This window comes from Aquibium carbonis (assembly GCF_003970795.1).
In the GTDB taxonomy this organism is placed as follows: domain Bacteria; phylum Pseudomonadota; class Alphaproteobacteria; order Rhizobiales; family Rhizobiaceae; genus Aquibium; species Aquibium carbonis.
In genome coordinates this window covers 18,958-32,171 of sequence record NZ_RWKW01000072.1, presented here as the reverse complement: position 1 = coordinate 32,171, position 13,214 = coordinate 18,958, and the positions used below count along the sequence as shown (strand labels likewise).

Sequence of the window (13,214 nt, the reverse complement as noted above, 5' to 3'; positions counted from 1 at the left end):
CGCCCAGGCCGCGCGCCCGAGCCGCCAGGCGCCCGACGCGTTTGTGGCCTCCACGCCGCAGCCGGGGATCTCGGCGACCGCGTCGAACGCGACCCGGGAGACGGGCAGGGCGGCGGCCGCGCTGGCGATGGCCTTCGACAGCGGGTGGCGCGAATGCGCGGCGATCGCGCCCGCCAGCGAAAGCGTCGCCGGGTCGATCTCGTCCTGGTTCGCCAGCCGGGCGCGGCCCATGGTGAGCGTTCCCGTCTTGTCGAAGGCGACCATGTCGATCTCGGCCAGCCGCTCCATCCCGGCGCCGTCCTTGACCATGATGCCGGCCTCGAACAGCCGCCGCGCGGCGACCACCTGGACGATCGGCACGGCGAGGCCGAGCGCGCAGGGACAGGTGATGATCAGCACGGCGATGGCGATGGTGGTGGCGCGGTGGAGGTCGCCGGACACGAAGAGCCAGCCCGCGAAGGTGAGCAGCGCGGTCAGGTGCACGACGGGCGAATACATCGCCGATGCGCGGTCGGCGATGCGCCGGTAGCGGGCGCGTCCGCCCTCGGCGACGCCCATCAGCCGGATCATCTCGGCCAGGAAGGAGTCCTGCGCCCGGGCGGTGACCGTCATGACCAGCGGACCGGTCAGGTTGAGCATGCCGGCGCGCAGGGGTTCGCCGACGCGCACCGGCTGCGGCGCGCTCTCGCCGGTGACGAGCGAGCAGTCGAGGTCGGAGACGCCGGCGTCGACGTCGCCATCGACCGGGATGCGCTCGCCGGCCGCGACCTGGAGGCGCATGCCGGGCTCGATCTCGCCGACCGGCAGGTAGTCGCGGCTGCCGTCCTCGCGAACCACCATGGCGCCGCGCGGCGAAAGACGGGCCAGGCCGGTGACGGCGGTGCGGGCGCGCTCGCGCATCACATGGTCGAGGGTGCGCCCGATGAGGAGGAAGAACAGCAGCGACACCGCCGCGTCGAAATAGGCGTGGCGGCCGTGGTGGAACGTCTCGTAGAGGCTGAGCCCGTAGGCGAGCGTCACGCCGAGCGCGATCGGCACGTCCATGTTCATGGAGCCGTGCTTCAGCGCGTTCCAGGCGGAGCGGTAGAAGATGCCGCCGGCCATGACGAGCGCGGGAATGGCGATCAGCGCCGAGATCCAGTGGAAGAGGTCGCGCGTGGCGTCTTCGGCCCCCGACCAGACCGAGACCGACAGGAGCATGATGTTGGCGGCCGCGAAGCCGGCGACCGCGGTCGCGCGCACGAGGCGGGAGAACTCGCGGTCCTTCTCTTCGCCGAAGCCGTCGAACAGGTGGGCGGCGTAGCCGAGCCGGTTCAGCGTCTCGACCAGCGGCGGCAGCTTCCCGTCGCGCCAGCGGATGGCGACCCGTTTGGCCGACAGGTTCACGCGGGCGGATTCGACCCCGTCGAGCTTGCCGAGCGCGGTCTCGATGGCGTGGATGCAGGCGCCGCAGTGCACGCCGGGCACGGAAAGATCCGTCTGCCGCATTCCCTGGCCGACCTCGCGGCTCGCCAGCATGAGCTCCTCGCCGGACGGTCCGGCGTTTTCCGCGCGTTCGATCTCGGCGGCGGTTTCCGTCCCGGGCGCACAGCAGCTCATTGCAGGACGCCTCCCTTCACCGCGATGCGGCGAACCTCGCGATACGGCACGTCGAGGCCGGCGCCGGCGGCGACTTCGACGATCCAGAGACCGTCGCCCAGTTCGACGGCGCCGACGAGAACGCCAAGCCCTTGCGGCGCGAGCGGGATCGTCCGGTCGTCGCGATCACTCACCGGTCGGCGGAAGAAGGCTTCCGACGGGTCGAGAACGAGCGGCTCGCCGCGGGCATCGACGAGCGTGTAGCGGAAAGCGGTCCCGTCATAGGCCATCGTCGACGACCAGCCGAGCGCGGCCTGCGCGCGCGCGGCCTGCGCCTGCGCGTTGAAATGCTGGCTGGCGACATAGGAGTTCTTCACGATCAGGCCCGACCAGGTGGTGTTCGCGAGCGTCGCCATGGTGAGATTGACGGCGATGATGACGCCGAAGAAGGCCAGCATGATCAGGAGCATGTGGCGGCCCGTGAACTCGCCTGCGGAAGCGGACTGACGCATCATCGTTTCTCCGGTGCATAGAAGTTGGCGGTGTAGGTGTCGGTCTCGAAGCTCGACTTGTCTTCCACCACGAAGCGGAAGGACTGGGAGGTTCCGTCGATCTGGTCGAGCGGCTGGGTGACGAAGACCTTGATCGTGCGCAGCCGGTCGGGCTCGACCGGGATCGCCATCGACCGGCCCTCCGGCTGATCGATGCCGGTCGCCGACATGACCGCGCCGGGAAGGCCGTCGATCGAGACCACGATGGTGCGGGGCTCGGCGATCATGTTGAGAAGCTTGACCGTGTAGCCATTGCGGATCGAACCGTCGGAGAGGGTGACGAATTGGGGGTTGCGGTCGTGCAGGACGTTGACCTGGAGCCGGTCGCGCGACAACAGGGCCGTGAGCAGCACGACGCCGATCAGCGCCCAGGCGCCGAAGTAGACGAAGGTCCGCGGACGGAAGATCTTGCGCAGGTGGAAATGCGCGATCCCGTCGGACAGGCGGCCGTTCTCGCCGCGGACCAGCCTGGGGTCGATGGGCTTGGCGCCAGCGGCGGTCGCGATGCCCATGTTGGCGTTGTAGTCGCTGAGCGTGGCGTAGGAGATCAGCCCGCGTTCCTTGCCGACCTTGTCCATGACGCTGTCGCAGGCGTCGATGCACAGGGCGCAGGTGATGCATTCGAGCTGCTGGCCGTCGCGAATGTCGATGCCCATCGGGCAGACCGCCACGCAGGCGTTGCAGTCGACACAGTCGCCGACGATGTTTCCGGCCGCCGCCGCCTTCTTGGCGTGGCGGGAGCGCGGCTCGCCGCGCCAGTCATTGTAGGTGACCGTCAGCGAATGCTCGTCGAGCATTGCCGCCTGGATACGCGGCCAGGGGCACATGTAGGTGCAGACCTGTTCGCGCATGAGGCCGCCGAAGACATAGGTGGTGGCGGTCAGCACCGCGACCGTGATGTAGGCGATCGGAGCCGCGTGACCGGTGACGACGTCGACCAGCAACGTGGGCGCGTCGGCGAAGTAGAAGATCCAGGCACCGCCGGTCGCCACCGCGATGACGATCCAGATCGCATGCTTGGCCACGCGCTTGACGATCTTGTCGAGGGAGTAGGGCGCCGCGTCGAGCTTGATGCGGGTGTTGCGCTCGCCTTCGATCGCGCGCTCCACGACCAGGAACAGATCGACCCAGACGGTCTGGGGACATGTGTAGCCGCACCAGGCGCGCCCGACCGTCGAGGTGATCAGGAACAGCCCGACGCCGGCCATCACCAGAAGGCCCGCGACGTAGATGAACTCCTGCGGCCAGATCTCGATGAAGAAGAAATAGAATCGCCGGTTGGCGATGTCGATCAGCACGGCCTGGTCGGGCGCGTAGGGCCCGCGATCCCAGCGCAGCCAAGGCGTGACGTAGTAGATGCCCAGCGTAACCAGCATGATCAGCCATTTGAAACGCCGGAAGGAACCGCTGGCGCGCTTGGGAAAGATCTTCTTTCGCGGTGCGTAGAGCGGCTGGCGGACCTTCGCCGAATTCACTGCCTCGGCATCGAGGCGTTCGATTTCGGGGGTTCGGTCGGAACCTGTCAGAAGGGTCATGGCATCACGCGAGCGAGGGCTATCTGGGCAGCCTCACTCGCATGCGGGGCTCCTTGCGACCTTGATCCTAATCAAGATCGAGCGCTGGCCGTGGACACGGCCGTCATCGTCCAACACTGTGCAAGGGGGGAACGAGTCACCATCGCTTGACGAGAGGGTAGTGCGACATGACTGCGACAATCGATTTTCTGAACACGTTCTTCTGGGGTTACGTGCTCATCTACGGCCTTCTGGGGGTGGGCATCTTCTTCACCATCCGCCTGAAATTCCTGCAGTTCGTTCATTTCGGCGAGATGTTCCGCCTGGTGCGGGCGTCGAGCGCGACCGACAAGTCCGGCATCACGCCCTTCCAGGCGCTGTGCACCAGTCTCGCCTCGCGGGTGGGCACCGGCAACATCGCGGGTGTCGCGGTCGCCCTCTATCTCGGCGGACCGGGCGCGATCTTCTGGATGTGGATGGTGGCGCTCGTCGGCATGGCGACGGCCTATTCGGAGAGCACGCTGGCGCAACTCTACAAGGTGAAGAACCGGGAAGGCCAGTATCGCGGCGGCCCGGCCTTCTACATCGCACGCGGTCTCGGCGCCAAATGGGCCGGCGCGGTCTTCTCGGTCTGTCTCATCCTCGCCTTCGGCCTCGTCTTCAACGCCGTTCAGGCAAATTCCATCGCCGACGCCATGGAGGGCGCCTTCGGCCTGCCGAAACTGGTGACCGGGGTCGTGGTCGCCGCGATCAGCGGCGTGGTGATCTTCGGCGGCATCCGGCAGATCGCCCGGGTGGCCGAGGTCATCGTGCCGTTCATGGCGATCGTCTATCTGCTGATGGCGTTCTACGTGATGGCCGTCCACGTCACGGAGATCCCCGGCATCATCGGGCTGATCGTCGCCAATGCCTTCGGCATCGGCGAGGCGGCGGCGGGCTTTACCGGAGGGCTGGCGGCGGCGATGCTCAACGGCGTCAAGCGCGGCCTGTTTTCCAACGAGGCGGGCATGGGCTCTGCGCCCAACATCGCGGCCGTGGCGACGCCCAATCCGCATCACCCGTCCTCGCAGGGTTTCGTGCAGGCGCTCGGTGTGTTCATCGACACGATCCTGATCTGCACCGCGACGGCGGTGATGATCCTCCTGTCGGGCATGCTGGTTCCCGATTCGGGGGTGACCGGCACGCAGCTCACCCAGGCAGCCATGCAGGTGCATATCGGTTCGGCCGGCGTCGCCTTCATCGCCGTCGCGATCTTCTTCTTCGCCTTCACCTCGATCATCAGCAACTACTCCTATTCGGAGAATGCGATGACGTTCCTGGGGATCGGCACCGGCGTGCCGATCCTGATCATGCGCGCGGGCGTGCTGGTGATGGTTCTGTGGGGATCGCTGCAGACGGTCGGAACCGTGTTCGATGCGGCGGATGCCTCGATGGGCCTGATGGCGACGATCAACCTGATCGCCATCGTGCTCCTGTCGGGCACGGTGGCCAAGCTGACGACGGATTATTTCGCCCAGAAGAAGGCTGGCCGCGAGCCGGTCTTCCACGCGGCGAACTATCCGGAGCTGCAAGGCAAGATCGATGCGGAGATCTGGTCGGACAGGCGCTGACCGCACGACGCAAGAGGCCCGGCACGTCTCGGTGCCGGGCCTCCGGGAGAACGGGGCGAGCTGCGAAGACGCCGCTATTCGCCGCCGCCGAGCGAGTGGACGTAGACCGCCAGTTCCTTGACGGTCGCGTCACCAAGACGCGTGCTCCAGGCCGGCATCGCGCCGTGCTTGGGCGCACGGATCTGCTGGGCGATATCGGCCTCGCTGCTGCCATAGAGCCAGATCGCGTCGGCGAGGTTCGGCGCACCGAGGTCGCGGTTGCCGGCGGCGTCGTCGCCGTGGCAGGCCGCGCAATTGTCGGCGAACACCGTGGCGCCGGCTTCGGCGAGTGCGGCATTCGACGGCGTGCCGGTGAGCGAGACGACATAGGCCGCGACCTGCCTGATCTCTTCCGGCTGCAGGATCTCGCCATAGGCCGGCATCTCGGACAGCCGGGTGTCGGCGTCACCCGCGAAGCGGATGCCGTGCGCGATGGTCTGGTGGATCGCGTCGATGTCGCCGCCCCACAGCCATTCGTCGTCGTTGAGGTTGGGATAGCCGGGCGAGCCCTGCGCGCCCGAACCATGGCACTGGATGCAGTTGACCTTGAAGGCCGCGGCACCCGCCGCCGTGGTGAACTGGCGCAGCGTGTCGTCGGCCATGATCTCGGCCAGGTCCTTCTCGCGGATCGCGGCGACATAGTCGCCCTTGGCGAGCTCGGCGGCGTCGAGCTCGGCGCGAACCTCGCCGCGGCTGGAATAGCCGAGAAGGCCGGGGGTGGCCGAGTTGATCAGCGGCACGGCCGGATAGAAGATCATGTAGCCGATCGCCCACACGATCGTGGCGTAGAACGTCCACACCCACCAGCGCGGCAGCGGATTGTTCAACTCCTTGATGCCGTCCCACTCATGACCGGTGGTCTCGATGCCGGAGACCTCGTCGATGTCTTTCTTGCTCATGTCAGTCGTCCTTGAGTGGAATTTGAGCGGCCTCTTCAGCTTTCTTGCGGCTGCCCGGGCGGAAGGCGAAGAGAACGACGCCGATGAAGACCAGGGTCATGTAAAGCAGCCCCCAGCTGTCAGCGAAAATGCGCATCGCATTGTAATCCATGGTGCTTCTCCTCACCGATAGCCGGCTGCTTCGTCATAGGTCGAGAAGTCGACCAGCGTGCCGAGCATCTGCAGATAGGCGATGAGCGCATCCATCTCGGTCAAGGCCGCGGGATTGCCGTCGAAATCGCCGAGCTTGGCCTTGGGGTAGCGCTCCTCCAGACCGGACGTGTCGGCATTGGGATCGGCCTGGGCGAGCAGGTCGGCCCGTGCATTGGCCAGCATGTCCTCGGTGTAGGGAACGCCGACGCGGACGTTGGCGACGAGATGGGTCTCGAACTCCTTCACCGCCAGCGGCGTGTCCTTGAGGAAGGCGTAGCTGGGCATGATCGATTCCGGCACGACCGAGCGCGGCTCGATCAGGTGCTGGACGTGCCACTCGTTGGAGTAGCGGTCGCCGACGCGCGAGAGGTCGGGACCCGTGCGCTTCGAGCCCCACTGGAAGGGGTGGTCGTACATGGACTCGGCCGCCAGGCTGTAGTGGCCGTAGCGTTCGACCTCGTCGCGGAAGGGCCGGATCATCTGCGAATGGCAGGTGTAGCAGCCTTCGCGGATGTAGATCTTGCGGCCGGCCAGTTCGAGAGGCGAGTAGGGACGCATGCCCTCCACCTTCTCGATGGTGTTTTCCAGGTAGAAGAGCGGTGCGATTTCGACGATGCCGCCGATGGTGACCACCAGGAAGGACCCTGCCAGCAGCAGGGTCGCGTTCCTTTCGAGGATCGCATGCTTGTCGAGCAATGCCATTGTCGTTTCTCCTTATTCGGCCGGCTGGGCAGCGGGAACGTAGCCGCCGATGGGCTCTTCCTCGCGCTGGTAGCCACGGATGGTCATGTAGACGTTCCAGGCCATGACGAGCGCCCCGGCGAGGTACAGCAGGCCTCCAAGTGCGCGGACGATGTAGTAGGGCTTCATCGCGGCGACGGATTCGGCGAACGAGTAGACCAGGAAGCCCTGATCGTCGTATTCGCGCCACATCAGGCCCTGCTGGATGCCGGCGACCCACATCACGGCCGCGTAGACCACGATGCCGAGGGTGGCGAGCCAGAAGTGCCAGGTGACGAGACGCAGCGAATAGAGCCGCTCGCGATGCCACAGTTTCGGGACCATGTAGTAGATGGCGCCGAACGAGATCATGCCGACCCAGCCGAGCGCGCCGGAATGCACGTGGCCGATGGTCCACTCGGTGTAGTGGCTGAGCGAGTTGACCGCCTTGATGGACATCATCGGACCCTCGAAGGTCGACATGCCGTAGAAGGCGATGGCCAGCACCATCATGCGGATGATCGGATCGGTCCTGAGCTTGTCCCAGGCGCCCGAGAGCGTCATCAGGCCGTTGATCATGCCGCCCCAGGACGGCATCCACAGCATGATGGAGAAGACCATGCCGAGCGTCTGCGCCCAATCGGGCAGGGCGGTGTAGTGCAGGTGGTGCGGCCCGGCCCAGATGTAGAGGAAGATCAGCGCCCAGAAGTGGATGATCGACAGGCGGTAGGAATAGACCGGCCGGTTCGCCTGCTTGGGCACGAAATAGTACATCATGCCGAGGAAGCCGGCGGTGAGGAAGAAGCCCACCGCGTTGTGGCCGTACCACCACTGGGTCAGCGCGTCCTGGACGCCGGAGAAGGCGGAGTAGCTCTGCGAGCCGACGAAGGAAACCGGCACGGCGAGGTTGTTGACGACGTGCAGCATGGCGATGGTGACGATGAAGGACAGGTAGAACCAGTTCGCCACGTAGATGTGGGGTTCCTTGCGCTTGATGATCGTGCCCAGGAACACCGCCAGGTAGGCGACCCAGACGATCGTCAGCCAGATGTCGACATACCATTCGGGCTCGGCATATTCGCGGCTCTGGGTGATGCCCAGCAGATAGCCGGTCGCGGCCATGACGATGAAGAGCTGGTAGCCCCAGAAGACGAACCAGGCCAGGTTTCCCCCGAAGAGCCGGGCCCTGGACGTCCGCTGGACGACGTAGAAGGAGGTCGCGATCAGCGCGTTGCCGCCGAAGGCGAAGATCACCGCCGAGGTGTGCAGCGGCCGCATGCGCCCGAAGTTGAACCAGGGCTCGATGTTGAGGTCCGGATAGGCCAGCTGCAGCGCCACGACGACGCCGACGAGCAGGCCGACCACGCCCCAGAACATGGTCGCGATGGCGCCGTAGCGGATGACGTCGTCCATGTAGGCGGTGTCGCCTTCCCGGAACGGGATGGAAGCCGCCTCCTTCGGCGCGAAGGACGTGTTCCGCATCAGGATCGCCGCGCTGATGACCAGCACGGCGAACAGTACCCACATATGTTGCTGGAAGGCGATGTCGGCCGCAAAGGCCGCGCCGAGCAACGCCAGGAAGGCGAACACGCCGATCCCCACGATTTCCGCGCCGTATCTCATTTCGATCCCCGCTTGCGCTATTGACGGACGTGCGACTCCTGGAGCCGCTCCCTGTTCCGTTTCGCGCATTCGGGGGTCGAGGTGCCTTGATCCAGGTCAATACGCTCGCCGGCGGCTCTGACAGAATTCCCGTCATGCAGCGACCGCGAGACCGGATGTCGCCATCGTCGGAGAGGAGGCCTTCCATGGAAGTGTGCGAAGCGCCGCGGACGTGCCCCGTGTCGGGCGCATGCGGCCGCGACGGACTGGTGCCCTGTGTGGAGATGACCAACGCGCATCACTCGAAGCTGCGCCTGTGCGAGGCGCTGGAGGAGATCGCCGACCGGCTTCCCGGCGACGTCGACCGTTTCCGCTGTCTCGAGATCGCGAGTTCGCTCGTTCCGCTGCTGCGCCGGTGCCACGAGTATGAAGAGGACGTCGTCTATCCCGCCTTCGAGGCCGCGCATGCGGGGGGAAGCGGCGCGGTCGGCACCGTCCGGCGGCTGAAGACCGAGCATGTCGAGGACGAGTGCGCGGCGCAGGACCTGTCGGAGGTGCTGCTGGCGATCGGCCACGGCGACCCGATCGACAATCCCGAGGCGGTGGGCTTCATGCTGCGCGCCTTCTTCGAAGCCGTGCGGCGTCATGTGGCCTTCGAGCGCGACCACGTGCTGCCGGCGATCGGGGCGGGCCCCATCGGCTGACGACGACCCGGGTTTCGAGGCGTGGCGAGGCGGTGACGCGGGGTGCGTCCGGTCAGATGCCGGATCGGGCCTCGAGCCGCGAAAGATTGCCGACGAAGACCTGGCGGTTGTGCTCGATCGAGATGACGCCGTCCGTGCGCAGACGGGTCAGTTGCCGGCTGACCGTTTCGATGGTCAAGCCGAGGAAGTCGGCGATGTCGGCGCGCGTCAGCGGCAGGTCGAAGCTGATGCCTTCGGCGCCGGCCGCGCGCGCGGGGTCGATGTTGCGGGCGATCAGAAGCAGGAAGCTCGCGACCTTTTCCGCCGCCGTCTTGCGGCCGAGCGTGACCATCCAGTCGCGCGCCTCGTCGAGCTCCTTCAGCGTCTGGGTGAGGATGCGGTGTTCGAGCTGGGGGCTCTCGCGCAGCATCCGCTCGATCGTGGCGCGCGGAAAGGAGCAGAGCGACACTTCCGTCGCCGCCTCGGCGTTCGCGGCGCTTTCGCTCCGGAAGGGCCGACCGAGGAAATCGGGCGCGAACTGCAGCCCGACGATTTGCTGGCGGCCGTCCGACAGCGTCTTCGTCAGCTTCACGACCCCGGACAGGATGTTGGAATAATGATCGACGGTTTCCTCGTCGCCGACGAGTTCGGCACCCGGCTGGACGCGCTGCTTGGACGACGTCTTCGACAGCGCGACGAGCTGGGCTGGTTCGAGCGCGCCGCATACCCCCCGGTGCCGCGCCTCGCAGGCGGCGCACAGTGCGGGGATGCCGCTCGAATGGATGTCTTGCCTGTCTGTCATCTCGCCGCCTGAAGGTCAGCCTTCCATAGCCAAGATCGCGCGGCCAATCTCGCGCCAGATTGTCTCATCCGCAACCGTCTTGACCAAAATCAAGGTGCACGCCCGCGGCGGCTGCCACGTCTTCGTTCGACGACAGGAGCAAGACCGATGCAAGCCAAGAAGGACGTCCGCCTCGACGAGGCCGTGCCGCGCTACACGAGCTATCCGACGGCGCCCCACTTCCACCCCGGCATAACCGGCGAGACCGTGCGCGAGTGGATCGCCGCGATCCCGGATGGCGACGCGCTGTCGCTTTATCTGCACGTGCCGTTCTGCGATCGGCTGTGCTGGTTCTGCGCCTGTCACACCAAGCAGACCCGCCAGTACGATCCGGTGGCGGCCTACGTCACCTCGCTGTGCCGGGAGATCGAAACCGTCGGCGCTCTCGTCGGCGGACGCGCGGCCGTGCGGGCGATTCACTTCGGCGGCGGCTCTCCGACCATGCTGGCACCAGCCGACATGCACCGGCTGGGTGGCGCCCTGCATCGTGCCTTCGTCCTTGCCCCCGACGTCGAGATCAGCGTCGAGATCGATCCGAACGACATGACGGCCGACCGGCTCGACGCGCTCGCTGCCATCGGCATGACACGCGCGAGCCTGGGCGTGCAGGATTTCGATCCGAGGGTGCAGGCGGCGATCAACCGCGAGCAGAGCTTCGAGAGTACGCGCGACGTGGTCGACGGACTGCGCGCCCGCGGCGTCGGGTCAGTCAATCTCGATCTGCTCTACGGCCTGCCGCACCAGAACTTCGAGACGCTGGCCGCAACCGTGGCGCAGGCGCTGAGCCTGACACCCGACCGGATCGCCCTGTTCGGTTACGCGCATGTGCCGTGGTTCAAGAAGCATCAGACGATGATCCCGGAGGAGGCGCTGCCCGGCTCCCGGGAGCGCTACGCGCAGGCGCAGATGGCGGCCGGCATGATCGAGGCGGCCGGCTATGTCCGTATCGGGCTCGATCATTTCGCCAGACCGGACGACGCCATGGCGGTTGCCGCAAGCGAGGGACGCCTGAAGCGCAATTTCCAAGGCTACACCGAAGACGCCTGCGAGACGCTGATCGGGCTCGGTGCGTCGTCGATCAGCCGCTACCGGCAGGGTCATGCCCAGAACCAGCCCGCCACGGGCGTCTACCAGCGCGTCGTCGAGGACGGCGGCCTGCCGATCGTTCGCGGCGTCGCCTTCACCGAAGAAGACCGCGCGCGCGGATGGGTCATCGAAAACCTGATGTGCAATTTCGCCTTCGACGCGCGCGAGGCAAAGGAGCGCTTCGGCGCCGGCGCCAAGCCCCTTGTCGCCATCGCCGCGGGATTGGCCCAGGCGGCCCCCGATCCGGTGCTGGCGCGCGACGGCGACGTCTTCGTGGTCCCCGAGCATCACCGGCCTCTGGTCCGGACCGTCGCCGCCCGCTTCGACGCCTATCTGGAAACGGGGCAAGCCCGGCATTCCGTCGCCGTTTGAGCTGCGCGTCCTGCGTTGACGAGGCCGGCCACGGCCGTGCATGACATTCCCGGAGACGGAGCGCCTTGCGTTCCGCCGACGAGGCATTTGCGGACGCCGCGACTGCCCGCATCGCAACCGGGACCGATAATGCCGCAGACGCGCCTGACGATCGACACGCATGGGCCGGGCCTGACCGATGTCACCGGCAGGGCAGCCGAGTTCGTGCGGGACTGCCGTGCGGAGGAGGGCCTTCTGACCCTGTTCGTGCGTCACACCTCCTGTTCGCTGCTGATCCAGGAAAATGCCGATCCCGACGTCAGGCGTGATCTCGCTTCCTTCTTCTCGAGGCTGGTGCCGCCCGCCGATGATCCTTCGATGGGCTGGATCATCCACACCACCGAGGGCCCGGACGACATGCCGGCGCACATCAAGGCCGCGCTGACGGCCACGTCGCTGTCCATTCCCGTGTCCGAAGGGCGAATGGTCCTCGGCACCTGGCAAGGCATCTACCTGTTCGAGCACCGCCGGAGCCCGCACCGGCGCGAGATCGTGATGCACCTGTCACCATGACCTCGAACTGCGTGATCCGAAGGGCCGTCCCCGCCGACCGGGACGCCCTGTGCCGGCAAGTGAAGGCGCTGGCCACCCATCACGGCTATGATCCGGTGTCGATCACGCCGGCCAACGTGGCCGCGCATTTCCTGGCGCCCGATCTGCCGATGGTGGTGCTGGTGGCTGTCGCGCCCGATGGGGGTCTGGCCGGATACGCGGCCGCATCGCCCACGCATGAATCCGGCTACGCGTCCCCGGGCTTTTATCTCAGCGACCTCCATGTCGACGAGACCCGGCGCAGGTCCGGCATCGGGCGGGCCTTGCTCGCGGCGATGGCGGCGGAAACGAAGCGGGCCGGACGAGAGCACATGTGGTGGGGCGTGGATGCCAGGAACGATGCCGCCGAGCGCTGGTACCGCGCAATCGCCAACGTGCGGGTTCCCTCGACGGTGTTTGCGCTGACGCTGGAGCCCTTCGAGGCGCTGGCGGCCGAGGGCGAGCGCCTACTCGAAGGCAAGGCCGTGCCGGGCGACCCAGCCGAGGCGTGAAGGCCCGGACTGGCCTTGGCACAGGCATGGCTATAGGTTGCCCGGAAACCGGGCGACCGAAGTCGCCACGTCGAATGCGGGAGACGAGACGATGTCATTCTTCAAGAAACTGTTCGGCCTGGGTGGCGCGGGTGAGGGCGGTGGCCCCGAACCGCAGGCGTCGGAGGCCGAGGAATACAAGGGCTTCACGATCCGCGCGACGCCCTTCAAGGCCGATGGCCAGTACCAGACCTGCGCCGTCATCACCAAGGACGTCGATGGCGTGACGAAGGAACACCGGCTGATTCGCGCCGACCGTTTCGCGGCGCTGGACGCGGCGGTCGAGATTTCGCTGCGCAAGGCGAGGCAGATGATCGACGAGCAGGGCGAGCGCCTGTTCGGCTGACGCGGCGAAAGCCGCGTCGCAAAGCTTATCGATTGGGAACGAAGGGTTTTTTCCGCGCCC

14 protein-coding genes are annotated in these 13,214 nt (G+C 66.6%); 6 read left to right on the top strand and 8 right to left on the bottom strand.

Annotated elements, in window-relative coordinates:
* The 3 genes from EJC49_RS18730 to ccoG all read right to left on the bottom strand — a co-directional run.
* A partial coding sequence (locus EJC49_RS18730; protein ID WP_148106313.1) for a heavy metal translocating P-type ATPase occupies positions 1 to 1,599 on the bottom strand: 1,599 nt, incomplete at its 3' end.
* Positions 1,596 to 2,093 carry a FixH family protein gene (locus tag EJC49_RS18725; protein ID WP_126701465.1) on the bottom strand — a complete coding sequence of 166 codons (498 nt, stop codon included), beginning with the start codon at positions 2,091 to 2,093 and terminating at the stop codon, positions 1,596 to 1,598. The genes EJC49_RS18725 and EJC49_RS18730, both read right to left, overlap by 4 nt.
* The gene (gene ccoG / locus EJC49_RS18720) at positions 2,090 to 3,664 is read right to left on the bottom strand and encodes a cytochrome c oxidase accessory protein CcoG (RefSeq protein WP_126701464.1); all 1,575 of its coding nucleotides are present in this window, start codon (positions 3,662 to 3,664) and stop codon (positions 2,090 to 2,092) included. The genes EJC49_RS18725 and ccoG overlap by 4 nt, the downstream gene beginning before the upstream one ends.
* Positions 3,665 to 3,831: 167 nt before the next feature.
* On the opposite strand from ccoG, the gene EJC49_RS18715 reads away from it, so the two are divergent.
* Positions 3,832 to 5,253, top strand: a complete 1,422-nt coding sequence (locus EJC49_RS18715; RefSeq protein WP_126701463.1) for an alanine/glycine:cation symporter family protein — start codon at positions 3,832 to 3,834, stop codon at positions 5,251 to 5,253.
* Positions 5,254 to 5,327: 74 nt separating this feature from the next.
* Here the strand turns inward: EJC49_RS18715 and ccoP are convergent, their stop codons facing one another.
* Genes ccoP through ccoN form a run of 4 tightly spaced genes read right to left on the bottom strand, consistent with a single transcriptional unit; the run spans position 5,328 to position 8,726 of the window.
* Positions 5,328 to 6,191, bottom strand: a complete 864-nt coding sequence (gene ccoP, locus EJC49_RS18710; RefSeq protein WP_126701462.1) for a cytochrome-c oxidase, cbb3-type subunit III — start codon at positions 6,189 to 6,191, stop codon at positions 5,328 to 5,330.
* Between the two features lies 1 nt (position 6,192).
* Positions 6,193 to 6,342 (bottom strand): cbb3-type cytochrome oxidase subunit 3, encoded by a 150-nt coding sequence (locus EJC49_RS18705; protein ID WP_126701461.1) that lies wholly within the window; start codon positions 6,340 to 6,342, stop codon positions 6,193 to 6,195.
* A gap of 11 nt (positions 6,343 to 6,353) precedes the next feature.
* Positions 6,354 to 7,085: a cytochrome-c oxidase, cbb3-type subunit II gene (gene ccoO / locus EJC49_RS18700; RefSeq protein WP_126701460.1), complete on the bottom strand. Its 732-nt coding sequence runs from the start codon at positions 7,083 to 7,085 to the stop codon at positions 6,354 to 6,356.
* 12 nt (positions 7,086 to 7,097) lie between these two features.
* A complete protein-coding gene (gene ccoN / locus EJC49_RS18695; RefSeq protein ID WP_126701459.1) occupies positions 7,098 to 8,726 on the bottom strand; it encodes a cytochrome-c oxidase, cbb3-type subunit I in 1,629 nt (542 codons plus the stop codon).
* Between the two features lie 185 nt (positions 8,727 to 8,911).
* Here ccoN and EJC49_RS18690 point away from each other — a divergent pair, with 185 nt between their 5' ends.
* Entirely contained in the window at positions 8,912 to 9,409 is a 498-nt protein-coding gene (locus EJC49_RS18690; protein WP_245453469.1) for a hemerythrin domain-containing protein, read from the top strand.
* A gap of 52 nt (positions 9,410 to 9,461) precedes the next feature.
* Here the strand turns inward: EJC49_RS18690 and EJC49_RS18685 are convergent, their stop codons facing one another.
* Positions 9,462 to 10,190, bottom strand: coding sequence for a Crp/Fnr family transcriptional regulator (locus EJC49_RS18685; protein ID WP_126701458.1), 729 nt, complete (start codon positions 10,188 to 10,190; stop codon positions 9,462 to 9,464).
* Positions 10,191 to 10,337: 147 nt separating this feature from the next.
* Here EJC49_RS18685 and hemN point away from each other — a divergent pair, with 147 nt between their 5' ends.
* The 4 genes from hemN to EJC49_RS18665 all read left to right on the top strand — a co-directional run bounded on the left by hemN (position 10,338) and on the right by EJC49_RS18665 (position 13,154).
* Positions 10,338 to 11,687 (top strand): oxygen-independent coproporphyrinogen III oxidase, encoded by a 1,350-nt coding sequence (gene hemN, locus EJC49_RS18680; RefSeq protein ID WP_126701457.1) that lies wholly within the window; start codon positions 10,338 to 10,340, stop codon positions 11,685 to 11,687.
* A gap of 129 nt (positions 11,688 to 11,816) precedes the next feature.
* Positions 11,817 to 12,239 carry a secondary thiamine-phosphate synthase enzyme YjbQ gene (locus tag EJC49_RS18675; protein ID WP_126701456.1) on the top strand — a complete coding sequence of 141 codons (423 nt, stop codon included), beginning with the start codon at positions 11,817 to 11,819 and terminating at the stop codon, positions 12,237 to 12,239.
* Positions 12,236 to 12,769 (top strand): GNAT family N-acetyltransferase, encoded by a 534-nt coding sequence (locus tag EJC49_RS18670; RefSeq protein ID WP_126701455.1) that lies wholly within the window; start codon positions 12,236 to 12,238, stop codon positions 12,767 to 12,769. Before EJC49_RS18675 ends, EJC49_RS18670 begins: the two co-directional genes overlap by 4 nt.
* A 91-nt stretch (positions 12,770 to 12,860) precedes the next feature.
* Positions 12,861 to 13,154: an HlyU family transcriptional regulator gene (locus tag EJC49_RS18665; RefSeq protein WP_126701454.1), complete on the top strand. Its 294-nt coding sequence runs from the start codon at positions 12,861 to 12,863 to the stop codon at positions 13,152 to 13,154.
* The last annotated feature ends 60 nt before the right edge of the window (positions 13,155 to 13,214 follow it).